A 23,595-nucleotide genomic window follows, 5' to 3' on the forward strand; every position below is an offset into this window, starting at 1 on the left:
TTGAAGGCTGCAATATAGTAACTATAAAACGTAATGCGAAGACAAGCAGCCGTAGCCGTTTATCGCACAATAGAGTTATAACGGGTTTCCGGCAAAAAGTATAATGCTGCGCCGCAAACTATAAAGTATACACCGTGAGCAAAGTAAGTCCGAAAAAACATTTAGGCCAGCATTTCCTGGTCGACCAGAATATTGCCCAGAAGATAGTGGAGCAACTGACCATGCCGGAAGGCGTGCAGGATGTTTTGGAAATTGGCCCGGGTATGGGCGTGCTCACACAATACCTGTTGCAGCATAAAGAGTACAGAACTACAGTTATTGATATAGACCGCGAATCCATCGCTTATTTAAAAGAACATTTTCCGCAACTCGAAGACCGGATCATTTCTGCCGACTTTCTGAAGACGGATCTGAGCAAACTGTTTCCAGGAAAGTTTGCGATTATTGGTAACTTTCCTTACAACATTTCGAGCCAGATTTTCTTTGCCGTGTTAAAGCACCGCGATGTGATTCCGGAAGTGGTGTGTATGATACAAAAAGAAGTGGCTGAGCGTATTGCAGCACCTCCGGGCTCTAAAACCTATGGCATCCTAAGTGTATTGCTGCAGGCATTTTATAAGATAGAGTACAACTTTACGGTGCACGAGCATGTGTTCCATCCGCCGCCAAAAGTAAAGTCCGGGGTCATCAGTTTAATCCGGAATGAAGTGAAGGAATTGCCTTGTAACGAGAAGCTATTCTTTGAAGTGGTGAAGCAGAGTTTCGGAACACGTCGCAAAACACTGCGTAACTGTCTCAAAAGTTATAACTTGCCGCCTGAAATACAGGCGCAGCCCGTTTTCGATAAGCGTGCCGAGCAACTTTCGGTGCAGGATTTTATAGCATTAACCCAGCTGGTAGAGCAGAACAAATAGCGTATGCAGGTAGAGATCACAAGAGAGTATATTGACCAGGTAGAGGAAGCCATTGAACGCAAGGACTCAGAATTTATACTGAGTACGATGGCCGACATGTACCCGGCCGATATTACCACGGTGCTCTACGAACTGGACGCCAACGAATCCAAATACGTGATGGACCTGCTTCCGCCGGAAGTGGGTTCTGAGATTCTGAGCGACCTGGATTACGACATCCGTACCGATTTTCTGCAGTATTTTACATCAGCCGAGATTGCCCGCTACATAAACCTGATGCACTCCGATGATGCCGTGGATATACTCAACGAGCAATCGGTGCAGACGCGTGAGGAGGTAATAGCCTTAATCGAGAACGAAGAAAAAGCCAAAGACATTCTTGACCTGCTGCACTACGAAGAAGATTGTGCCGGTGGTCTTATGGCGAAGGAACTTATTAAAGTTAATCTGAACTGGCGCGTACGGCAGTGTATTGAAGAGATAAGAAGGCAGGCCGAAGATGTAGAACGCATCTATACGGTGTATGTTGTTGATAATAAGGATGTGCTGGTAGGCCGTGTGAGTGTGAAAGCGCTGCTGCTCTCTAAAGATGATAAGCTGGTAAAGGATATCTATAGTGAGGATGTGATCTCGATAGAGTCGTTCAGGGATGAGAATGAGGTAGTAAGCGTGATGCAGAAATACGACCTGGAAGCGATACCTGTCGTGAACATACAAGGCCGTTTGCTCGGACGTATTACGATTGATGACGTAGTAGACGTTATGCAGGAGCAGGCCGAACTCAGCCGTCAGCTCATGACAGGTATTACCGAAAACGTGGAAGAAGATGACAGCGTGTTCCGTATCTCGCGCTCGCGCATCCCATGGCTGATCATTGGCATGGTGGGTGGCTTGCTGGCTGCACAGTTTATGGGCCTGTTCGAAAAGGATATTGCCATATTGCCGGCGCTGGCTCTTTTTGTGCCACTGATTACTGCTACAGGTGGTAACGTCGGCATTCAGTCATCTTCCATTATCATCCAAACGCTATCCTCTAACGCGGTAATGTTCGAAAACTTCGCTCAACGTTTGATGAAACTGATACTGGTTGCGCTGCTTAATGCCCTGATCATTTCTGTATTAGTGTTCTCCTTTACATACCTGTTCCGTAGCGATTTCACGCTGGCTATAGTTGTTTCGGTGGCGTTGTTCTCGGTAGTAATGCTGGCCTCGTTAATGGGAACTATAACGCCGATGGTATTAGATAAATTTGGCATTAACCCAGCCGTTGCTGCCGGTCCTTTCATTACTACAGCTAACGACCTTTTAGGGCTGGCGATCTATTTTGGTATAGCGCATTTACTTTATAGTTTATAGTCTGAGCTATAATTTTGTGATTAATCTGATGATCATGAAAACTATAGTTTACACACAATGTTAACTTTAAGTCAGAAGTCTCACGTATTCTGTTAAAGTTAGTCACCATTAGAACAGTTCAAGATCAATTATGCCCTCCTCTACAACACGGTTACTTATTATCGATGAAATGCACCCGAGTATTTTTCCGATGCTGGAAGCGATAGGAGTGGAGGCAGATTACAGGCCAACTATAAAACCAATAGATGTTTGCGAAGCACTGAATGGTTTTGACGGGCTTATCGTTCGCAGCAAAATGCGCATTACCGCTGAAACTATAAAAAATGCCGATAAACTGAAGTTTGTAGCCCGAGCAGGGGCCGGAGTAGATAACATTGATGCGGATACGCTGGAAAAACGCGGTATTGCTTTACTATCAGCTAACGAAGGAAACCGGCAGGCAGTAGGGGAGTTTACACTTGGTTTACTGCTGTCATTAACACGAAATATCGTTCGCGGCGACCGTGAAGTGCGTAATAAGGTATGGCTTCGCGAAGAGAACCGTGGCGAAGAGATCAGCGGTAAGACTATCGGTATTTTTGGCTATGGACATATGGGGCAGAGTTTTGCGCGCGTGTTGCAGAGCTTTGACTGCAGGATATTAGCCTATGATAAGTTTGCCCCTGAAAAAGTATCGGTGCCGGCAGAGCAGGTGCCTATGGAAGTGATACAGGCAGAAGCTGATGTGGTGAGTTTCCATATTCCCTATATACCGGAGAACTATAACTTTGCCGATGACGCCTTCTTTAGTGGATTTAAAAAGCCGGTCTGGTTCCTGAACACCTCGCGCGGCGAAGTAGCAAACGAGGATGCGCTGGTTGCACATCTGAAAAAAGGAACTATAAAAGGCGCTGCCCTGGATGTGCTGGAAAACGAGAAACTACATTCGCTTACCGAAAAGCAACTGGCCAACTATAACTACCTTGTACAGGCCCCAAACGTTGTGCTTACCCCACACATCGGCGGATGGACCCACGAGTCTTATATTAAAATAAATGAGGTGCTTACAGCCAAAATAAAAGCTGTACTACTACTATAGAAAAGCCGGCCTGGGCGCACTACAGGTATAATTCAGAGAAAATTTTTAAATGAGAGCGAAAGTTACTTGTAATTAAAAATTTATTATATTTGCCTTAACAGCATTCCGGAATTAAAGCTGCCGGAGTTAACCAAATAACTAAGTACCAGCGTATGGTATAAAGTAAGTAACGCCGCTACAGGTGGTGTTGCACGGATATAGAGAACTAATATAATTTACATAGTTTGCAAAGAGAACGGTTATGCATGCCATAACCGTTCTCTTTGTTTTTGTGTTTAAAACAAGACGTATAGCGTATGAGCAAATTATCTTATTACACTGCAGAGGGTTTACAGAAACTTAAAGAAGAGTTACAGGAGCTTAAAACAAAAGGCCGTTCTGAAGTAGCGCGCCAGCTTGCAGAAGCCCGCGACAAAGGCGACTTGAGCGAGAATGCCGAGTATGATGCTGCAAAAGATGCGCAGGGTCACCTGGAACTGAAGATATCGAAACTGGAAGAAGTAGTAGGCAACGCCCGCCTGATAGATGAGTCTGGTTTGGATGCGAGCAAGGCCCTGATCCTTTCTAAAGTAAAGATCAAAAACCTGAAGAACAATATGGTAGTAGACTATACTTTAGTAGCTGAGGAAGAGGCAGATCTGGCTTCAGGTAAAATATCTGTGAAATCACCGATCGGTAAAGGCCTGTTAGGTTTATCGGTAGGTGACGTAGCCGAAATAACAGTGCCAGCCGGAAAGCTACAGTTTGAAATTCTGGAAATAAGCCGATAAACTATGGAAGCTTCGATATTTACTAAGATTGTGAATGGTGACATACCTGCCTATAAAATAGCAGAAGACGACCGCTACCTTGCTTTCCTGGATGTATTTCCGACTGCAAAAGGCCACACCCTGGTTATACCGAAGCAGCAAACAGATTATATTTTTGACCTGGATGATGAGCTTTACCTGGGCCTGATGGCTTTCGCTAAAAAAGTAGCTGTTGCCATCGAGAAAGCTGTGCCTTGCAAACGAATAGGTATAGCTGTAGTAGGCCTGGAGGTACCACATGCCCATGTGCACCTTATACCACTGAACAGCATGCAGGATATGAATTTCGCCAACAAAAAGCAGTTCAGCCAGCAGGAGTTTGAGGAAACGCTTGAAAATATTAAAGCCGCTTATCAGGGGTAAAAAGTAACTATAGATTTAATGATCGCCGGGATGGAGTTTACGCTTTGTTCCGGCGATTTTGTTTTAGTCCTTCAGGCATTCTGTCTGAACCAGGTTTTCAGGGTTAGAGGATTGTCAGAATCAAGCTATAGATTAATAGTAACGTATTTTGCTGGCGCGAGTCTCCGGACTCGTGACTTACTTTGAAATGTTGGGTCTCCTGACTCAACTGGCCCGATAGGGACATATATGGCTAAGGCTGTAACTCTAGTTCTGTAGTTTGCATTATCCAACCACCCCTAACCCCTCAGAGCTTAGCTCGCTACCTTCGAACTCACTTCTCGGTAGTCTAAGGAGGGGAGCTTTTCTGCTTTTTTACTTTGTCATCTCGAACAGCGTGAGAGATCTGGTATGGTTTGTCATCCCCCTACCCCCTTCAAAGGGGGACTTTCTGCCTTTGCTATAGTTGGATTTATAGTTCTATAGTTAACGATATGGAGCGGACAGGTCGCGACCTATCCCTACGGAACTATAACCACGATAAATATCGAAGCCTGTCAGTTAAAACTATAGATAGGTGGTTGCTATGAGAAATGTATCAGTCTTTGGGTTGAGCGCCTTTGATTTGTTGCGGTGCCTTTAGGCAACCTGAGGTAACGAGGGTAGCTTCAAATCAGCCGCGCGATGCCCAAAGACGGGGCCTCCCGGCCGTGAGGGAGCCAAAGCCGAATTGAAACGATAGGTGAGTAAAGCTCCCAGGATTGGAGTTGGTTTGAAAGGGTGGCTTGATTCAGGTTGAAAGGAGCTTCAACTATAGAATTCATATTTCTCACTGCGTCGAAATGACAAAAGAGAACTTGAAGGAAAAATAAGATCCTTCACAGATACGCTGGTTCTCTTCGGCTCGCGCCTCAAGAATGCTCAGGATGACAAAAAAGAAAACGATGCACAATAAAAAAGCGGAGTTGATACAACACCAACTCCGCTTTTAGGGTTATAGTTTACAATAACTATATCTTAGTAGTATCTGGCTGAACTGGCTGTTGTTTTAGCTTTTCTTCTTCCTTGGCCTGCTTTTTAAAGAAACCGCGTAACAGGAAATTGCTTTGAAGTGCTTCCATGTTCTGATCGAATTTTTGAGTGCTGGTTTCCAGGTTTTGCATGGTGTTTTGCAGGTTGCGGGCAAACTCCTTATCTGTCAGTAACACGCCCATCGCATTGTTTTTGTCGTTCAGGTTGGTGCTTGCCTGCTGCAGGTTTTGAGTAAGCGCTGCTGCCGACGATGAAGCCTGTTTTAATTGAGCCATGGAAGCCTGAAGCTGGTTGAATACAGTAGTATCTGTTAGTAATTCGCTTGCAAGGCTACCCGGTGTGTTTAGCTGCGATGTAAACCGGTTAAGATCGTTAGAGGCACGCATAGTGTTCTGAGATACACGCTGCAAGTTTGCTACCATCGCCCTGAAGTTATCCGCCATAGCTGTATCAGTCAGTATCGCACCAACAGTACCCTCGCCGTTCACTAATTTAGACGAAAGCTGCTTGAAGTCGCCGGTAATTGCTACCAGGTTCTTGTTGTTTTGCTGCAGTGTTTCCATCAGGTCGTCGGTGTTAAGTGGGTTTACAGCTGCAAGTCTGTCGCCGTCCTCTACAGGCGGCGATTGCGGACTTCCGCTCTCGATGATGATGTTTTTGTTACCGATAAAACTTTCGGAACTGATGCGGGCAACGGCGTCCTTTCGAATAAACTGCTGGGTGCTTTCCTCGATGTTCATGATCACCTCCACCTGCGAGTCTCCATACAGTTTAATGGATTTAATGGTGCCGATCTTCACACCCGAGAACCACACGTTGTTACCTTGTTTCAGGCCGGCTACGTCATCAAAAACAGCTTTTACAGTTATAGTATCAATAAAGCGTTTCTGTTGGCCGCCAAGCGTAAAAATGCCCACTACCAATATTAGCAGGGCTAAGAGCACAAAAATGCCAACTATAATAGCGCGTTTATTTTCTGCCGTATTCATTATTCAGTAAAGTTGTAGTTATAAAAAGCTTTTACGCGTTCATCGTCTGTATCAAACACTTCCTCGAAGCTACCCTGGCGCTGAAACTGGCCATCGAGCAGCATTACGATGCGGTCGCCAGTAGCTTTTGCACAGGTAAGGTCGTGGGTGATGATAATGGATGACGTATTAAAGCGTCGTTGTACTTCGTTAATTAAATTATTTATGTCCTGACTTGTAATAGGGTCCAGACCGGCAGTTGGCTCATCGTAAAGCATTATTTCCGGTTTCAATATCAGTGTCCGGGCAATACCTATACGTTTACGCTGTCCGCCTGATAACTCGGAAGGCATCTGGTTTATTGTTTGACCCAAACCCACCGCATCCAGCACTATATCAATAATACGGGTCCGGTCGCGTGCCGACATCTCTTTTGAGTGGCGGATCAACGGAAATTCCAGGTTTTCCTTTACCGTCATGCTATCATAAAGCGCACTGTTCTGGAACGAAAATCCAATCTTCAGGCGCAGAGCATCCAGTTGTTTTGGCGTGAGCTTATCTACTTCCTGGCCCAGTACGTTCACATACCCTTTATCAGGGCGTAATAATCCAGAAATGATCTTGATCAAAACAGACTTACCGGTACCGGAACGCCCAAGCACTACCAGATTCTCACCTTTATACAGGTCAAGATCAACACCTTTCAGTACTTCAAAGTCATCAAAGGCTTTGGTGAGGCCTTTAATGGTGATCACTTTCTGGGTTAGGTCTATTTTAGAGTTAGGTTTCTTCATCGGTACAAACGGTTACATAACACGAATAGCATTGATGACTTGCATGGTAAGCAACTCCTCGATAAAAATAAGGAACATAGCCGTTACCACCGATGAATTGGCCGCTTTACCAACACCCTCCGTACCTTTGGACGAATAATACCCCTTGTAGCAACCTACCATACCAATTGTAAAACCGAATAAGACAGACTTAACCGACGCAGCAATAATATCCAGAAAGGTAATCGCGTCGAAAACCTGGGTAAAGAAGGTAGTAAGCGTAGTAAGTTCGTTCTGATGCACATTTACATAGCCACCCAGTAACGCAACCAGTGTTGTGTACATGGTAAGAGCCGGGATCATCAGTGTAGTGGCCAGTACCCTGCTCACTACCAGGAACTTATAAGGGTTGGTGGCCGATACTTCCATGGCATCTATCTGCTCCGTTACACGCATAGAGCCCAGCTCGGCACCAATACTGGAGCCTACTTTACCAGAGGCAATAATTGCTGTTACCAACGGCCCCATGGCACGCACTATAGCTACCGAAATTAGGGCTGGCAACCACGAGGTAGCCCCAAACTCGGCAAGTGAAGGGCGCGATTGATTGGTGAAAACGATGCCTATAATAAAAGCTGTGATGGTAATGAGCGGAAGTGACTTAACTCCAACCTCATAACACTGTTTTATGATCTCTCTGCCTTCGTAAGGCGGGAAAAAAACTTCGCGGAAAAATCGTGAAACGAAAGCATAGATCTGGTATAGTTCCAGAAACAGGCGATCCAACCTTTTGGTAATAAAGTATTTGCGGCGGCGTGTTTTATTTTTATCTCGGTTACTATAATCCATTGGCTGTTTTCTGGTGCCGATTTTTGCTCAAGTTTACTAAAAAATGCGAATTCGGGGCTGTAAGCGAGTAATTCAACTTGCAAGCAGCCCAACCTTCAGGGTTTTAAAACGCAAATGTAATTCAAATGCTTTTCTATGCCTAACGTAAGGCAGTTTATATAGTATATTCCGGATAAAGTAAAGTTTATAGTTGATGGGGTACAACAGGATTTGTATAACGTTTGTTTTGCAGAATTAGATGTTGAGCAGGGTTTTAGTTTATAGTTCGTAACGCTGGCTCGAGTCTTCAGACTCGTGACTTTTGATAATGTTGAGTCTCCTGACTCAACTGGCCAGGCAGGGACAGGAATTAGTAATAGCTCTGGCTATAGTTTTATAGTTGCCGAGGTCCAACCACCCCTGCCCCTCCCAAGAGGGGAATTTCTGCTTTGGCTATAGTTGGCTTTATAGTTCTATAGTTGACGATATAACACGGACAGGTCGCGACCTGTCCCTACGGAACTATAGCCACGATAAATCTCGGAGCTTATCGGTTCAAACTATAGTTAGCAGTTGCTATGAGAAATATCACAGTCTTTGGGTTGAGCGCCTTGTGAATATCTGGTGCCGCAGGCATTGCGAGGAACAAGCAAAAGAGATTCGCACAGCGCGATGCCCGAAGACGGGGCCTCCCGGCCGTGAGGGCACCAAAGCTGAATTGAAACGATAGGTATGTAAAGCTCCCAGGATTGGAGGTAGTTTGAAACTATGGCTTGATTCAGGTTGAGAGGAGCTTCAACTATAGAATTCATATTTCTCACTGCGTCGAAATAACAAAAGAGAACTTGAAGGACATATAAGATTCCTCACAGCTACGCTGGCTCTCTTCGACTCTCGTCTCGAGAATGCTCGAAATAACAACAAGTACTCTACTTCGATGAAACCCTATCCGGATTATCCGTTAAAAAACCTTTCCAGGACTTAGCACCTGATTTAGCGTTATTGCCTTTCTGGTAATGATGGCATAGCGCAACCGACAAGGCGTCGGTGGCATCAAACATTTTCGGATCTGGCTGAATTTTTAGGATCTGCACAAGCATACTGGCAACCTGCTCTTTGGAGGCATTACCATTACCGGTAACCGACTGCTTTACTTTCTTAGGGGCGTACTCTACATACGGGATGTCGCGGGAGAGGGCGGCGGCAATGGCAACTCCCTGGGCACGACCCAGTTTTAGCATACTTTGCACGTTAACCCCAAAAAAAGGAGACTCGATGGCCAGCTCGTCGGGAAGGTATTCGTCGATGAGCTGTATCATGCGGTCAAAAATTTTCTTTAACTTGATGGCGTGGTTGCTGTAACTTTTGAGGTGAATAACGCCATACTGCACTACCTTTACCTTAGAACCTGTAACTTCAATAAGGCCGTAGCCCATAACTTGGGTGCCGGGGTCGATGCCGAGAATAAGTTTGTTAGGCGGAAGCGCAGAAGAGTAAACCATAAGTCTGCAAAAATAAGACAATATCTTGAACATTGCCTCAAACAGAAGGTTCCTTTTACTTGCCGCTAAACTGCTGGTGGTCATCGTTACGCTCTATCTGCTTTACAGCACCATCTTTACCGCACCCGATACCTTTCTTAGCTGGCAAACTATAGTTCGGAATGCTATATCAAGTCAACATAGCTGGCTTTTTATAGTAACTGCGTTGCTTATCCCTTTTAACTGGGGCTTCGAAGCAAAAAAGTGGAAATTACTCGGTCAGAAACTGGAACCTATCTCTTTTCTGCGGGCTTACCGGGCCGTAATGGTTGGTTTAACCTTAGGCTTTATCACCCCAAACCGACTGGGAGATTACGCAGGCCGTGTACTCGAACTTAAAAGCAAGCAACGCCTGGAAGCCATCGGAGCCATATTTATCGGGCGGTTTTGCCAGTTGGTGGCTACGGTTATAGTTGGCTCGGTTGGGCTGCTATATTTTATAGTTACCTTCTTCTGGGCCGATTATCCTGGTGTTTCCTTAAGTCTGATCTTTTTGCTGATGGCCATTACGGCTACCACATTGTTGCTTTTGTATAATGCACAGGCCATGGTGGCGGTTATTTCGGCCATTAAGCCGTTACGTAAATTTGTTAACTACGTGTCTGTCATGGGGCGCTATAGTTTTGCGGAGATCTCAAAGCTGTTAATCCTTTCGCTTTGCCGTTATGCTGTGTTCCTGCTGCAGTTTATTTTGCTACTGATACTTTTTGAAGTGAAGCTAAGTGCGTTGCAATATGTATGTGGCGTGGCTGGTACGTTTTTTATCAAATCTATAGTTCCGTCGGTGAGTTTGCTTTCTGATCTGGGGGCAAGGGAGCTTTCTGCAATGTACCTGTTTGGACTACTTGACCAGGATCGGCTACAGGTGTTAAGCGCTAGCCTTAGCCTGTGGCTATTAAATATTGCGGTGCCTAGTGTAGTGGGTTTATACTTTGTACTTCGGCTGCGCTTTTTCAGGAAGGGAGCGGCGGTATGACCGGGATCATTATTTTGCTGCTTATAGTTTCATTGGCAAGCTATAGTTGGGTAATAGTCCGAAGGTGGGTAGCCTGGGCAAAAATTCCGGAGCCAACTATACCTGCAGGTTGGCAGCCAACTATAAAACTCTCCGTTATTATTCCTGTTCGAAACGAATCGGCCAATATTCTATCCTTACTCCAGGATCTTGAGAATCAGACTTACCCGAAAGAGCTTTTTGAAATTTTAGTTGTAGATGATCATTCAGAAGACGAAACCAAAACTATAGTTCAGCAATTCAGCAGCAAGTCAGCTTTAACCATAGAAGTTGTTGAGTTGAATACTTATGTTAACTATAGAGGTAAAAAGGCAGCTGTGCAGAAAGGAGTGGAGCTAGCAGAAGGAGAGTTACTTGTATTTACAGATGGCGACTGTCGCGTGCAACCGGAATGGCTTCAACTTTATGCTTATAATTATCAGGCACATCAACCATTATTTATCAGCGGGCCTGTAAGTTTTCAAAATACCTATACTTTGCTGGAGCGGATGCAACTGGTGGAGTTTGCAAGCCTGATCGGGATTGGCGGTGCTTCGATAGGAATGAAGAAACCGAACATGTGCAACGGCGCTAACCTGGCCTACACCAAACAGGTTTTTGAAGCGGTTAGTGGCTTTGATGGCAACGAATCCATAGCCAGTGGCGACGACGAATTCCTGCTGCACAAAATCCATAAACTATTCCCCGGAAAGGTATTTTTCTTAAAGAATAAAGGTGCCATAGTTTACACTGAAGCGTGCAAATCCATCTCCAGTTTCCTGGGCCAGCGCATCAGGTGGGCCAGCAAGTGGCGGGCGTATCAGGATGTGCATGTAAAGTTGCTGGCGCTCATCGTTTTTATAGTTAATCTGTTACTTTTTGTAGCATTCTTTATGATGATGGGCGGAGTTTTGCCAATATGGCTTTTTATTGGAGCTATAGTTGTCAAGTTCGCCGTAGATTTCTTATTTTTATCTCGTATACTGCGCTTTTTAGGCCGGAAGAAGTACATTTTATACATGCTGCCGCTGCAATTAGTATACATCCCTTATGTACTGGTAACAGCTCTATTAGGCCTTTCGGGGCGCTACCGCTGGAAAGGAAGAACGATACAGAACCAATGACAGAACACGAATTCGATATACTCGACGAACTATACTTTGTAACCTCTTACCCGGACCTGCGCAGCACGCTTTCGCTTATCGACGAAGAGCTTTGCCAGGGATTACAGTCGCTGCTAGAGAAAGGCTACATTCGCATTATGTACCCTGACCAGGACACCGAGCATACATACGACCCCAACACATTCGGCAAGCATTGCCAGGAGTATTATTTCCTGGCTACCAAAGCCGGGCTTGTAGTGCATAACTCAATTTAAATGGCTGTACTACAAAAAGACAAAGCAGCTAACAGGCCGCCTTCCTATTACATAAAGCAGCGCCTGTTACAGAATAAACCTGCTATGGTTGGGCTGGGCATTATCGTATTTGCTATAGTTGTAGCTATACTGGGCTACGCCATTATGCCCGACAGCACGCCAAATGCCAACAACGGCCTGGTACAGATCCAGAAAAAGAATCCCGGCTTCTCAACTCAGGTGTTGCGCATTGCTAAAGTAAATCCGGCAGCAGATGTTAACCCGCTTACATTCATGCTTTCCGGGGCACCCGAAGACTACTCCGAAATTCCGATCGAAAGCTATAGTTTCAGAGGTGACAGTTTGCAGGTGCAGCCACTGCGCAGTAACAATGCCATGGCCGACCAGCCCCGCACTTTTGGCCTGAACGAGATTGTAGCGAACCCTGCAAACTATAGTTACGGTACAGAAATGCAGCAAACTATAAAGGAAGAACATATCCGCACGAATACCTTTTGGCTGGGTACCGATAAGGCCGGGCGCGATGTGATGAGCCGTTTAATACTCGGTGCACGCATTTCGCTGGGAATCGGGTTTGTAGCGGTGCTGATATCGTTGATAGTAGGTATTGCAGTTGGGGCCGCAGGTGGTTATTTTGGTGGTTGGGTAGATAAACTCATGACTTTCCTGATGACCGTAGTGTGGTCGGTGCCAAGTATTATGCTGGTTATTGCCATTAGTCTGGCCCTGGATAGCAAAGGTGTTTGGGTAGCTTTTGTGGCTGTTGGCTTAACCATGTGGGTAGAAGTAGCGCGTGTTGTACGTGGACAGATACTTGGTTTAAAAGAAAAGACTTACATAGAAGCTGCTCAGGTACTGGGAGTTCCGGAAAGAATGATTATCTTAAAGCATCTGCTACCAAACATGATAGGGCCCTTAATCGTTATTGCCACAGCAAACTTCGCTTCGGCTATACTTATCGAGGCTGGCCTTAGCTTCCTGGGGCTTGGTGTGCAACCACCTGCTCCTAGTTGGGGCATGATGGTAAATGAAGGTTTTCAGCTGATAGGCGCGAAGGCCGGTTTATACTTAGTACTATTACCTAGTTTATGCATTAGCGTGCTGGTGTTGGCGTTTAACCTGTTAGGAAATGGCCTGCGCGATGCATACGATCCGAAAATTCCTTTGACAAATGGCTGAAAGTAGCACCCCAAATATATTGCAGGAGCTAAACCTGAAAAAACTGGAGCTTTCGGCGCTTCTCGAGATCACGCAGGCGATCAACGAGAACCTGCCCGAAGCTGCTTTATACAAAATTTACCGTTTTACCCTGCTTGCCCAGTTACAGATCAGCAGGCTGGTGTTGTATGTACACGACGAACAATGGGAATGCAAAGCCGATTTTGGAACGCAGCAGGATTTTAAGAAACATGACCTCCCCGAAGCGATCACATCACTGAAAGAAATAACCTATACATCCAAGTTACAGATAGATAAGAAGTGGCGTGCTTTTGAGATCGTGATTCCGGTATTGCATAATGGTAAAGTGCTGGCCTTTGTGATGATCGGGAAGATGCAGCCTTTTTATACCAACGTAGAGGCCCTGAACTTTGTGCAGACGGTAAGTAATATTATGCTGGTTGCCATCGAGAACCACAAAATGGCCCGCCAGCGACTTGCCCAGGAATCTATCAGAAGAGAGATCGAAATTGCCCGCGAAGTACAGGCCATGCTGTTCCCGAAAGCGTTGCCAAACGATAAAGATGTGGTTATACATGCCAGTTATATTCCCCATTCATCTATAGGCGGCGATTATTACGATTACATAGAAATTGACCAGGACCAGTTCCTGTTTTGCGTGGCCGATGTATCCGGTAAAGGAGTTCCGGCTTCGTTGCTGATGTCTAATTTCCAGGCTGGTTTACGAACTGTACTTCGGCAGACACAGGACCTGAACACGGTAGTTGCCGAACTGAATAACCTGATCTATAGAAACGCGATCGCAGAGAAGTTCATCACCTCATTTATGGGTCTTTACAACCGTAAAACCCGCGAACTGAGCTATGTGAATGCCGGCCATAACTCGCCAATACTGCTGTTCGAGAACAACACCCACCAACTTTTAAACGAGGGCTGTACCATGTTGGGTGCTTTCGATGTGCTGCCGTTTATGTCCGTGACCCGGGTTGCTATACCTGAAAATTCAATGCTGCTGTGCTATACCGATGGCTTAACAGAAGTTTTTGACGAAGACGATTCGGAGTTTGGTATTGAGCGAACTATAAATTTCCTGCAGACACACCGTTTCCTGAGCTCTAAAATGCTGCACCTGCAACTGCTCCGCGAAATAAACCTTTACAACGAAGACGCCACCCTGAACGACGACATCACATTGCTTTCGTGCCGGTTTAAATAATTGATGGTTTAATGGCTGCATGTTTAAATTGTTTTGTGGCCGCTAACAGCTACTTTAGCAGATTCAACATTTAAGCAATTTAACAACCAACAATTAAGCTTTGCTCCGCCTTTTTAAAACGCCTTATCTCATGAAGAAGCTACTGCCTGGCTACACTTGGCATCGGGAGGGGGCAGATAAAAAGTTATACCTTACTTTTGATGATGGGCCCATTCCGGAAGTAACACCGTTTGTGCTGGAGCAATTAGCCAACTATAACGCGAAGGCTACGTTTTTTTGCGTGGGCGATAACCTGGCGAAGCACCCGGAAATAGCGCAGCAGGTTTTAGCAGGTGGACACAAACTTGCGAACCATACCTACAACCACTTAAAAGGCTGGCAAACCCCTTTCGACGCGTATCTGCAGAATGTACAGCAATGCCAGCACCTGTTGGAAACTATAGCTGCAGGCACTACACAGCAAAGGCCATTATTCCGTCCACCTTACGGCAGAATAACCTCTAAGCAGGCTGCGGCTTTACGACCAACCTATGAACTGATTATGTGGGATGTACTGACCAACGATTACGATGCAACGCTGTCTGCTGACAAATGCCTACAGCAAAGTATAACTAGAACCCAACCCGGCAGTATCATCGTTTTCCATGACAGCCTGAAAGCGGAGCGAAACATGCGCTATGCCTTGCCCCGTTTTCTGGAGCATTTCACAAGGCAGGGTTATTCGTTCGAGCTCTTATGATCTTCTCGGTCATTTATTTTATAGTTTACTTTTTCATCTTCGTGGCGCTGCTGTACCTGCTGGTTTATAACCGCAAACGCTATAGTTTAGATCTCTCCGAGCAACCTCATATCAGTATCTTAATTGCCGCCCGCAACGAAGAACACAGCATTTTGCGTTGCCTTGCTGCTATTGATGCCCTTGCCTATCCGAAAGATAAAATAGAAGTATTGATCGGGAATGATGCTTCCACAGATAACACGCTGGCAGTTATAGAGGCATACATACAAGGCAAACCAAACTATAAGTGCATCACGATAACTGAAAATATTGGCACTACACGAGGCAAGGCAAACGTGCTGGCGCAATTAGCCCATCATGCTACCACCGGTTACTATTTTTATACCGATGCCGATATAGCAGTGCCTGCAAACTGGGTGCAAAAAATGCTTTCGGCGATGACTGAGAAAGTGGGTGTGGTAACGGGCATTACAACTATAACCGGTAACCGGTTTTTCTATAAAATGCAGGCCCTGGACTGGCTCTATGCCCTGGGTTTAGTGCAGGTAGTATCAGATAAAGGTTTGCCGGTTACAACTATGGGTAATAACATGTTGTTGCGTCGCGAGGCCTACGATAGTGTTGGCGGTTTTGAAGGGATCAACTTCTCGATAACCGAAGACATTGCCATATTTAACGAAATTCTGCGCCAGGGTTGGGATTTCAGGAATATCTATAGCAGGGATGTGCTAGCGCTTTCGTTGCCGGCGGCCAACTTTGTGCAGTACATAAACCAACGCAAACGCTGGATGAGCGGCGCGATGCATCTGCCGTGGTATATGGCTATCATATTTATTCTGCATTCTGCTTATTACCCGGTTCTCATTCCGTTCTTTGCTTACACTTCGGTGGCCATTATGGGTAGTATTTTTGTACTTAAGCTCATCTTCCAGAGTATATTTCTGCACATCTGCCTGCGCCGCCTGAACCTGGCCATTCCGTGGTATTTCTACATTTTTTTCGAACTATACCTGGTCATTTCTTCAGTAATGCTGATCATTTATTTCTTCATGCCTTTTAAAACCGTCTGGAAGGGAAGAAGATATTGAGAGTTTAGGAGTTAGTGAGTTTGGGAGTTAAAGAGTTAGAAAGTTTGTGAGTTACTCAATTAAAATCCTGTCAATCCTTTCATCCTGAAAGTCCTGATTCAGACAATCGGCAATTAACAATCAACAATTAACTTTAACTTGCAGCTTTAAATTTATAGTACCCCGTTGGTCACTGATCAATGATAACTGATAACTGTAAAGATGAAATTAGTTGATTCGCACGCACATATTTACTCCGAAGAGTTTAAGGAAGACCAGGTAGCTGCCGTAGCAAAGGCCCGGGAAGCAGGGGTAGAGAAGATCTACATGCCCAACATTGACCATACGTCTATAGATGCGATGCTGGAAACGGAAGCTGCTTTTCCGGATCAATGCATACCTATGATGGGCTTGCACCCAACCTATGTAAAGAAGGATTTTGAGCGCGAACTTTACCTGGTGGAAGAGTGGCTTAATAAGCGCCCATTTGCGGCAGTAGGGGAGTTCGGCATTGACCTGTACTGGGACAAAACGTTTTTCCTGCAGCAACAGGAAGCACTGAAAGTACAGCTCGAGCTTGCTAAAAAACATAAGTTACCCATTGTGCTGCACACCCGCGATTCTTTTGATGAAACTTACGAACTGGTAGCCGCTGCGCAGGACGGAACCTTACGTGGAATATTTCATTGCTTTTCGGGCACGGCAGAGCAGGCTGCTAAGGTAAAAGAGCTAAACTTTTTGATGGGAATTGGCGGCGTGGCTACCTTTAAGAATGGCGGTCTGGACAAGGTGTTGCCACATGTACAGCTGGAAGACCTGGTTCTGGAAACTGATTGTCCTTACCTGGCACCGGTGCCGTTTCGTGGCAAACGCAACGAGCCTGCTTACATTCCGCTGGTGCTGAAACGCGTAGCTGAACTGATGCATAAAACCGAAGAAGAGGTAGCTACTACAACCACTCAAAACGCCCTGAACCTGTTTAAACTATAGTTATGCAAACGGTAAAAGTACACATCGATACAGCAGCACCCGACGATCCGGAAGCATCGATACTGATCATTTATACAGGAGGAACAGTAGGCATGGTGTTCGATGAAGAAGCACAGCACCTCGTGCCATTCAACTTTTCGCAGATACCGGATAAAGTGCCGGAGCTAAAGCAGTTTAATTACCTGCTTACCGTTATCAGCATAGAGCCTGTTATAGATTCATCTAACATAACTATAGCCGACTGGCTGATGCTGGCCAAACTGATAGAAGAGAACTATAACGACTACGATGGTTTTGTGGTGCTGCACGGTACTGATACCATGGGTTATAGTGCCTCAGCGCTGAGTTATTTGCTGGAGAACCTTCAAAAGCCGGTGATCTTTACCGGAGCCCAGGTGCCCATCGGGTTGATTCGAACAGATGCCCGCGAAAACCTGATCACGGCCTTACAGATTGCCGGAACAAAAGCACATATAAAATGCCGCGTGCCGGAGGTAAGTATCTTCTTTCATAATCTGTTGTTGCGTGGTAACCGCGCTAAAAAAGTAGAGAGCAGCCATTTCGATGCCTTTAAATCAGAGAACTACCCACCTTTGGCCGAAGCCGGAATAGACATTGATTTTTACGATGAGAACATTTTACCCTGCCCGTTACAACCTTTAAAAGTACACCATCAGTTAGAAGAGAATGTAGTTATACTAAAACTGTTTCCGGGCATAACAGAGACTGTGGTGCGGAGCATACTGCAAGCACCGGGTATACGTGGAGTTGTAATAGAAACGTTTGGGTCCGGTAATGCGCCTACTTCAGAGTGGTTCCTGAGTCTGTTAAAAGAGGCGATAGACCGTGGTGTGTACATCCTGAATGTGAGCCAATGCGACGAAGGACGTGTGGACCAGGGCCGCTACGAAACCAGTAAGTACCTGCTAAACATGGGGGTAATTGGTGGAGCCGATATAACCACCGAAGCTGCTGTGACCAAGCTGATGTTTGTGCTGGGACTGAAGCTGCCTAAAGATGAAACTATAAGATTGCTTTCTGAGAACCTGCGCGGCGAATTAACTCCATAAGCAGGTTAAGGATAAGGTTGCTATAGTTTGCAACTATAAAAATTTAAAGTGTATCTTTGCACGCAATTAGAGAGCTGTCCGAGTGGTCGAAGGAGCACGCCTGGAAAGTGTGTATACCCCACAAGGGTATCAAGGGTTCGAATCCCTTGCTCTCTGCAAAAGTATCAGAAGCCTCGTTTATATAATATGAACGAGGCTTCTGTTTTATGTTGGCCCGTACCTATAGTTCTGCTAATTAACATAGAGCGTACAAAGCTGAAATAGTAGTTTAAATAGGAAAATACTTTACGTATGAATATATTATAATGTTATAGTACAAGTATTTGGTATAACTATTGCGTAAAAGTCTCTTATGGTTTTACAGCACGCCTCCATTTCCGAAACTATCTCCTCCGATCAGTCAGGGTATACCGTACGTTACAGCGAACCGCTGAGTTTGCTTGAAATTACGCTAATCGATAATGTGTCGTTAGAGGAGTTGCAACTCCGTCTGACTCATTTACTAAGCGTGATAGAAGATAAGCAGCCCCTCTATCTGCTAGCCGATACGCGAAAATTTAGCATGCTTGGCAACGAAGGACACAAAATAATTAGAAATAATTTTCTGCTTCCCCTCTCAACCTCATCTGTTATAAAGTTTGCCCGTATTACAGAGCCGGATGTATTTACACAAGCTGTTATCGATAGCTTACTGAGCACTGTTAAATGTGAGTCTGTTTTTGGTTGCAGTATGCATTCATTTGCAGATCGTGAAGCTGCTCTGGACTGGATCTATAGTTCATAGGGTTGTAAAACAAAAGCCCTGCAGCGGCTACCACAGGGCTAATTGTTTAACACAAACAACCAACAACTAATTTTATATCTTAGATAAGATCTTCAAAGTAAAATCCTCAGCGTAAGCGCACTATTTACGCGTAAAAGATAGCTGACTATAACATTGCGAATAGTCTGTGACTCCTACAAAATAGCCACCAATAAAAATGCCTGCTCCTGTATTTACAGCCTCTTCGCAGGCATAATAATCCACTACACCACCATCTATCGTTGCGAATTCCATCAGGTCGTCCTGGTGCAAGGCAACATTAAAAGAAGCAGATAAAACTTGCTGGCTTAAGCAATCGGATTCGGTCAGTATGCTATAAGTTGAGTTCATGCAGCTTGTGCTTTAGTTTCTTGAAACAATATTAACTAATAACTATGCTTGCTAACAGGAAAACTAATAGCGAATGTTAACTTGTGTAAAACTAATAAGGCATTGTATCTTAAAGCCGGGTTTATCCTCTGTTACAGAAATTGCAACATACGCCCAAGGCATTGTTATACGATTGGTAGTTTATGTTTAGGAAGACAGGAAAAGGGTATGACAGAATAAGGCCAAAAGTAACATTTGCTACCTTGCTCTTTCCTGTTTTACACGCACTAATTGATAGCTGCATATTTGTAAAGCAAGCATAGTTAGCGCCAGTAACCCGCCCGGGAAGGCCACAAGCCACCAGGCCGACAGGTTAGAGCGGATACCGGAAATGGTGCGCCCCCAACTCGGAAACGTAGCCGGAAGTCCGATGCCCAGAAATGAAAGCGTAGATTCGATAGCTAGAAGGGCCCCCACTCCAAAAATAAAAGCTACCACAACCGGACTGATCAGGTTAGGAATGGCTTCTTTAAAAATGATCCGGCTAGGAGACATACCAGCGCTTAAAGCTGCTTCCATGTAAGGTAGCTCTTTTATGCGCAGCATTTCGGCGCGGGCAAGACGTGAAGTTCCGGTCCAGTAAGTGCAAATAAGAATGACAGAAAGTAACATGACCGATGGAGGCGCAAATGCTGCTACACTTATCAGGAGAAGTAACTTTGGCAAACTGGTGACCAGTTCTATACTGCGAAGGGTAATGCCATCCAAAGGAAAATTTACCGGAACCCTCAAAATGGAGAACCGCTCTAACAGCGGTCGGGCAACAAACCAAAGAAATAAACAAATACCAGTTCCTGCAACCAGCGATGTGTAAACTATAGTTGACGGTAATTTGTGTGTTAATGCCTGGATCGGTACATAAACAAAATAATAGAGCAATGACAGCCCACAGGTTAGAACTATAAGTAAAGCACCACGCTCCAGTTTGATCTTATTGTTTCCGAAATATCCTGCCAGTGCGCCTATAGTTGTACCTACTAAAGATGAGATAAGCATGACAGGCAGTGCTATTGTTAAGCCGTTCCGGGCGCCATGTAACGTATTAACCAACACATCCCGTCCCAGCTGGTCTGTCCCTAATATGTGATTATGGCTTACAAAAGGCTTTAAAAACACATTTTCCAGGTCCATTTGGTTAGGCGAATAGGGCAGGGGCAGGAAGGGCAGAACAAGAACCAGGAGCACAAGAACAGCCAGGTATAGTAAGGCCACCTTAAAACTCCAGCTGCTTCTCCAAAGCTGCGCGATATCTAAAAAGAGGCTTCTCATTTTCGGGAATTCCTTATTCTCGGATCAGCCAGCGCGTATAGAACATCGGCTATCACATGAGACACCATCTTAAAAATTGCAATCACTACTACTATACCAACTATAACCGGAAAGTCGCGGGCCACGACACTGTTTATTAAAAGGCGTCCAATGCCGGGTATCGCAAAAATGATCTCTATAATACCAGTACCTGCTACAAGTGCTGGCAACATATCGGATAGTATCGTGATGACAGGCAGGAGCGCATTGCGCAACGCATGACCGGTAATTACTTTTTGTGCACGCAGACCCTTAGCACGTGCGGTTTTGATGTAGCCAGCCTGCATGGTGCCTGCAAGCGAACTATAGAACTGGTTGGTCAGGTAGGGCAGGTTGGCCAGCACGAGGCAAAGTATGGGCAATACCAGGTAAGGAAACTGGTAAAGAAGCACTGTAATGCCATTTTGATTTACAACCGAACTATAGCCAAGGCCGAAAACCGGGAAGAGCTGCAGTACATCGGGGTTAGCTAACAACAATAACAGCAGCAGGGTCAACACAAATAACGGGAAGCAATCCAGCACAATAAGGAAGGAGAGTAGCCATGATGGCCATTTGGCGTTTTGCCAACGCACCATCGCTACGCCCAGTACTAATGCTAAAGCTATAGTTACAAGCATACTCGATCCTATGATCCAGATGGTATTGCCTGCAGCCTCAGTAATTACTTCCATTACAGGACGGGTACTGGCAAAAGATGCTCCAAAGCTGCCTGTTAAAACTTCTGATGCCCAGATATGATATTGATTATGTGTGCCGTTCCAGGTAAAGTCTGGCAATAAGTATGTGTAGCCTGTGTTAGCATTCGCTTTAGTGATAGGTTCCAGGCCTACATAAAAGAGAGGTAATTGCTGATTGGTGCGTTTCAGAAGTTGCTCGTAGGCTGCGGTTTTCTGTTGCTGAGATCCTTTGCTATAAAAGGCTGCATCGTCTGTAAACAGCTGCTCCCCGAAAGTGCCTGGTAAGATCCTGCTCAGCAAAAAGATAGCAGATACCATAAGCCATACTATAGGTACAGCATAAAGCAGGCGGCTAGTCAGGAGGCGTAGCATAAAAAGCAGCTACTACTTTTTAATCTGAAATGCACTCACATCATAGTTCGGCGATAGACCCGAGACTTTTGTGTTTTGGAAACGCTTATGTATGGCCAAACGCTCTTTTGTATAGTATAACACTATAAAGGTAGCTTCATCCAGCATTACTTTCTGAAGTTGCTTTAGGTAAGTAGCTTTCTGTTTAGCGTCTGTGGATTTGTTTATAGTTTGTATTAGCGCATCTGTTTCTGCATTCCCGAAACCTGTATAATTTGTTCCGCCTTTCGCTGCGTAAGAAGTATGCAGTATCGGCTCAAAGTTAAACGCAAACGGATTGCCGCTCAGCGGTCTGAAAAACATCTCGAACTGGTGTTCCCGGGAATTTTGGGTAAATAGGTTTCCTTCCTGGGCTTCTATCTCCACAGGTATACCCAGAGCTGCCGCATTCTGCTGAAACATAAGCGCCGTAGACTCTATAATGTTATTGCCTGCCTTGTAGCTTACAACTATAGTTAGCTGTTGCTCCTTACCGTTTATAGTTTTAAACCATCCACTGTCACGCTTTTGCCAGCCGGCAGTTTGTAACAATTGCCTGGCTTTATCAGGGTTCAGGGTGTAAGGCTTTAGATCAGTGTTGTAATATTCTTTAAGTTTCGGAGGGATAATGCCTGCTGTAGGAATAGCGTATTGCTGCTGCGTAACTTTTATATAGTTGGCAATGTCTAATAAGTAAGCAATAGCCTGTCTGGTCTGCTTGTCAGCGAATTTTGGCAGTCGGCTGTTCAAACCGGCATAAATAGATTTATAAGAGTCCGGTGTGAAGAGGTTGTAGTCCTCCAGGAATGCAGTGTTTTGCTTTAGCTGATCAAACTCTCTTGCCGGGATATCCTTCAGCACATCTAGCTGGCGGTTTTTAAGCGCGAGCAAGGCTGTAGTATTATCCGGAATGATCTGGAGTGTAATATGTTCGGGATTAGCTGTGAGGTTGGTGGCATCAGCATTTTTGCCCCACCAGTTCTCTTTTTGCCGGAGCTTAATATACTGCCCCGGCATCCATTCCTCAAGTAAATAGCCTGCGCTACCCTGTAGCATTTTGCCATCGTTGTTGTAGGCAGGTGTATTAAATTTTGCCGCAAAAGCCTTTAGGTTATTATGGTTTTCAAGCTTGGAAAGGCTATCTGTGAATGCGGCAACAGGTATATTTTTTAAAAGGTTTTCAGGGTCAAATAAATAAGCCGGAATGATGAAAAAGTCTCCGGATAACAACTCCATTTCTGGGGTAAAGCTATCACATACGAAGGTGAATTTCCTGTTATTGTCTTTGTCCTGAATCAGGTCACGGATAAATGCAACCTGTGTTTTTACTTGTTCATTTTGTACTAACGGTGCTTTTAACACCTTCAACGTAAAAGCGATGTCATCTGATGTTACAGGAGTCCCGTTCGACCATCTGGCTTCGTCTCTTAGCTCGTAGGTAATAAGCGTGACAGAATCTTTTTGTTCGATAAGAGGCAGACTTTTAGCCAAAACAGGCTTCAACCGGTCATCTTCCATGTCAACACCCAGCAGGCTCTGAAACAACAGGTTGATAACCTGTAATCCTTCAGAGTCACTATAGTTTACAGGGCTAAGCGTTTGCGGATCAGTTGCTAATCGTACTCTTACTTCCTCTGGCTGTCGCTGAGGTTGTGAGCAAAAAGAAAAAGATAGTAGTAAGCTAAAAAGTAATGGGTATAATTTCCTCATCTGGCAAAAGTCCTTTGGCTAAAAGATATTAGAAGCAAGAT

General features: G+C 45.0%; 23 protein-coding genes and 1 tRNA gene. 16 read left to right on the forward strand and 8 right to left on the reverse strand.

Going from position 1 to position 23,595, the window contains the following annotated elements:
* The first annotated feature begins 134 nt into the window (after window positions 1–134).
* The 5 genes from rsmA (at window position 135) to ABS362_RS06345 (ending at window position 4,520) form a co-directional block, all read left to right on the forward strand.
* Window positions 135–914 carry a 16S rRNA (adenine(1518)-N(6)/adenine(1519)-N(6))-dimethyltransferase RsmA gene (rsmA, locus tag ABS362_RS06325; protein WP_350411538.1) on the forward strand — a complete coding sequence of 260 codons (780 nt, stop codon included), beginning with the start codon at window positions 135–137 and terminating at the stop codon, window positions 912–914.
* Between the two features lie 3 nt (window positions 915–917).
* Entirely contained in the window at window positions 918–2,270 is a 1,353-nt protein-coding gene (gene mgtE, locus ABS362_RS06330; protein ID WP_350411539.1) for a magnesium transporter, read from the forward strand.
* Window positions 2,271–2,400: 130 nt separating this feature from the next.
* Complete coding sequence (locus tag ABS362_RS06335; protein WP_350411541.1) at window positions 2,401–3,348, forward strand: NAD(P)-dependent oxidoreductase; 948 nt, start codon at window positions 2,401–2,403, stop codon at window positions 3,346–3,348.
* Between the two features lie 296 nt (window positions 3,349–3,644).
* Window positions 3,645–4,118 carry a transcription elongation factor GreA gene (greA, locus tag ABS362_RS06340; protein WP_350411542.1) on the forward strand — a complete coding sequence of 158 codons (474 nt, stop codon included), beginning with the start codon at window positions 3,645–3,647 and terminating at the stop codon, window positions 4,116–4,118.
* Between the two features lie 3 nt (window positions 4,119–4,121).
* The gene (locus ABS362_RS06345) at window positions 4,122–4,520 is read left to right on the forward strand and encodes an HIT family protein (RefSeq protein WP_350411543.1); all 399 of its coding nucleotides are present in this window, start codon (window positions 4,122–4,124) and stop codon (window positions 4,518–4,520) included.
* Between the two features lie 989 nt (window positions 4,521–5,509).
* Here ABS362_RS06345 and ABS362_RS06350 read toward each other — a convergent pair.
* The 4 genes from ABS362_RS06350 to ruvC form a co-directional block, all read right to left on the reverse strand.
* Entirely contained in the window at window positions 5,510–6,520 is a 1,011-nt protein-coding gene (locus tag ABS362_RS06350; RefSeq protein WP_350411544.1) for an MlaD family protein, read from the reverse strand.
* Entirely contained in the window at window positions 6,520–7,293 is a 774-nt protein-coding gene (locus ABS362_RS06355; RefSeq protein WP_350411545.1) for an ABC transporter ATP-binding protein, read from the reverse strand. Before ABS362_RS06355 ends, ABS362_RS06350 begins: the two co-directional genes overlap by 1 nt.
* Before the next feature lie 12 nt (window positions 7,294–7,305).
* Entirely contained in the window at window positions 7,306–8,121 is an 816-nt protein-coding gene (locus ABS362_RS06360; RefSeq protein WP_350411546.1) for an MlaE family ABC transporter permease, read from the reverse strand.
* A 908-nt stretch (window positions 8,122–9,029) separates the two neighbouring features.
* A complete protein-coding gene (ruvC, locus tag ABS362_RS06365; protein ID WP_350411547.1) occupies window positions 9,030–9,602 on the reverse strand; it encodes a crossover junction endodeoxyribonuclease RuvC in 573 nt (190 codons plus the stop codon).
* Between the two features lie 25 nt (window positions 9,603–9,627).
* Here ruvC and ABS362_RS06370 point away from each other — a divergent pair, with 25 nt between their 5' ends.
* From ABS362_RS06370 to ABS362_RS06420, 11 genes are all read left to right on the forward strand, one after another.
* A complete protein-coding gene (locus tag ABS362_RS06370; RefSeq protein ID WP_350411548.1) occupies window positions 9,628–10,617 on the forward strand; it encodes a lysylphosphatidylglycerol synthase domain-containing protein in 990 nt (329 codons plus the stop codon).
* Window positions 10,614–11,759 (forward strand): glycosyltransferase family 2 protein, encoded by a 1,146-nt coding sequence (locus ABS362_RS06375; RefSeq protein ID WP_350411549.1) that lies wholly within the window; start codon window positions 10,614–10,616, stop codon window positions 11,757–11,759. Before ABS362_RS06370 ends, ABS362_RS06375 begins: the two co-directional genes overlap by 4 nt.
* Window positions 11,756–12,013: a hypothetical protein gene (locus tag ABS362_RS06380; protein WP_350411550.1), complete on the forward strand. Its 258-nt coding sequence runs from the start codon at window positions 11,756–11,758 to the stop codon at window positions 12,011–12,013. The genes ABS362_RS06375 and ABS362_RS06380 overlap by 4 nt, the downstream gene beginning before the upstream one ends.
* Window positions 12,014–13,192 (forward strand): ABC transporter permease, encoded by a 1,179-nt coding sequence (locus ABS362_RS06385; protein ID WP_350411551.1) that lies wholly within the window; start codon window positions 12,014–12,016, stop codon window positions 13,190–13,192.
* Entirely contained in the window at window positions 13,185–14,408 is a 1,224-nt protein-coding gene (locus ABS362_RS06390) for a SpoIIE family protein phosphatase (RefSeq protein WP_350411552.1), read from the forward strand. Before ABS362_RS06385 ends, ABS362_RS06390 begins: the two co-directional genes overlap by 8 nt.
* 130 nt (window positions 14,409–14,538) lie before the next feature.
* A complete protein-coding gene (locus ABS362_RS06395) occupies window positions 14,539–15,147 on the forward strand; it encodes a polysaccharide deacetylase family protein (protein ID WP_350411553.1) in 609 nt (202 codons plus the stop codon).
* A complete protein-coding gene (locus ABS362_RS06400) occupies window positions 15,144–16,235 on the forward strand; it encodes a glycosyltransferase (protein ID WP_350411554.1) in 1,092 nt (363 codons plus the stop codon). Before ABS362_RS06395 ends, ABS362_RS06400 begins: the two co-directional genes overlap by 4 nt.
* A gap of 201 nt (window positions 16,236–16,436) precedes the next feature.
* On the forward strand, window positions 16,437–17,204 hold the full coding sequence (locus ABS362_RS06405; protein WP_350411555.1) for a TatD family hydrolase: 768 nt from the start codon (window positions 16,437–16,439) through the stop codon (window positions 17,202–17,204).
* A 2-nt stretch (window positions 17,205–17,206) separates the two neighbouring features.
* Entirely contained in the window at window positions 17,207–18,274 is a 1,068-nt protein-coding gene (locus ABS362_RS06410; protein ID WP_350411556.1) for an asparaginase, read from the forward strand.
* Between the two features lie 68 nt (window positions 18,275–18,342).
* Window positions 18,343–18,430: transfer RNA gene (locus ABS362_RS06415), tRNA-Ser, on the forward strand.
* Window positions 18,431–18,626: 196 nt separating this feature from the next.
* Window positions 18,627–19,058, forward strand: coding sequence for a hypothetical protein (locus tag ABS362_RS06420; protein ID WP_350411557.1), 432 nt, complete (start codon window positions 18,627–18,629; stop codon window positions 19,056–19,058).
* A gap of 120 nt (window positions 19,059–19,178) precedes the next feature.
* Here ABS362_RS06420 and ABS362_RS06425 read toward each other — a convergent pair whose 3' ends face one another.
* From ABS362_RS06425 to ABS362_RS06440, 4 genes are all read right to left on the reverse strand, one after another.
* Window positions 19,179–19,427 (reverse strand): hypothetical protein, encoded by a 249-nt coding sequence (locus ABS362_RS06425; RefSeq protein ID WP_350411558.1) that lies wholly within the window; start codon window positions 19,425–19,427, stop codon window positions 19,179–19,181.
* A 237-nt stretch (window positions 19,428–19,664) separates the two neighbouring features.
* A complete protein-coding gene (locus tag ABS362_RS06430) occupies window positions 19,665–20,735 on the reverse strand; it encodes an ABC transporter permease (RefSeq protein WP_350411559.1) in 1,071 nt (356 codons plus the stop codon).
* Window positions 20,732–21,826, reverse strand: coding sequence for an ABC transporter permease (locus tag ABS362_RS06435; protein ID WP_350411560.1), 1,095 nt, complete (start codon window positions 21,824–21,826; stop codon window positions 20,732–20,734). Before ABS362_RS06435 ends, ABS362_RS06430 begins: the two co-directional genes overlap by 4 nt.
* 12 nt (window positions 21,827–21,838) lie before the next feature.
* Window positions 21,839–23,554 carry an ABC transporter substrate-binding protein gene (locus ABS362_RS06440; protein WP_350411561.1) on the reverse strand — a complete coding sequence of 572 codons (1,716 nt, stop codon included), beginning with the start codon at window positions 23,552–23,554 and terminating at the stop codon, window positions 21,839–21,841.
* Window positions 23,555–23,595 lie beyond the last annotated feature (41 nt).

The sequence above is a fragment of the Pontibacter populi genome (genome assembly GCF_040278685.1).
Classification (GTDB): domain Bacteria; phylum Bacteroidota; class Bacteroidia; order Cytophagales; family Hymenobacteraceae; genus Pontibacter; species Pontibacter populi.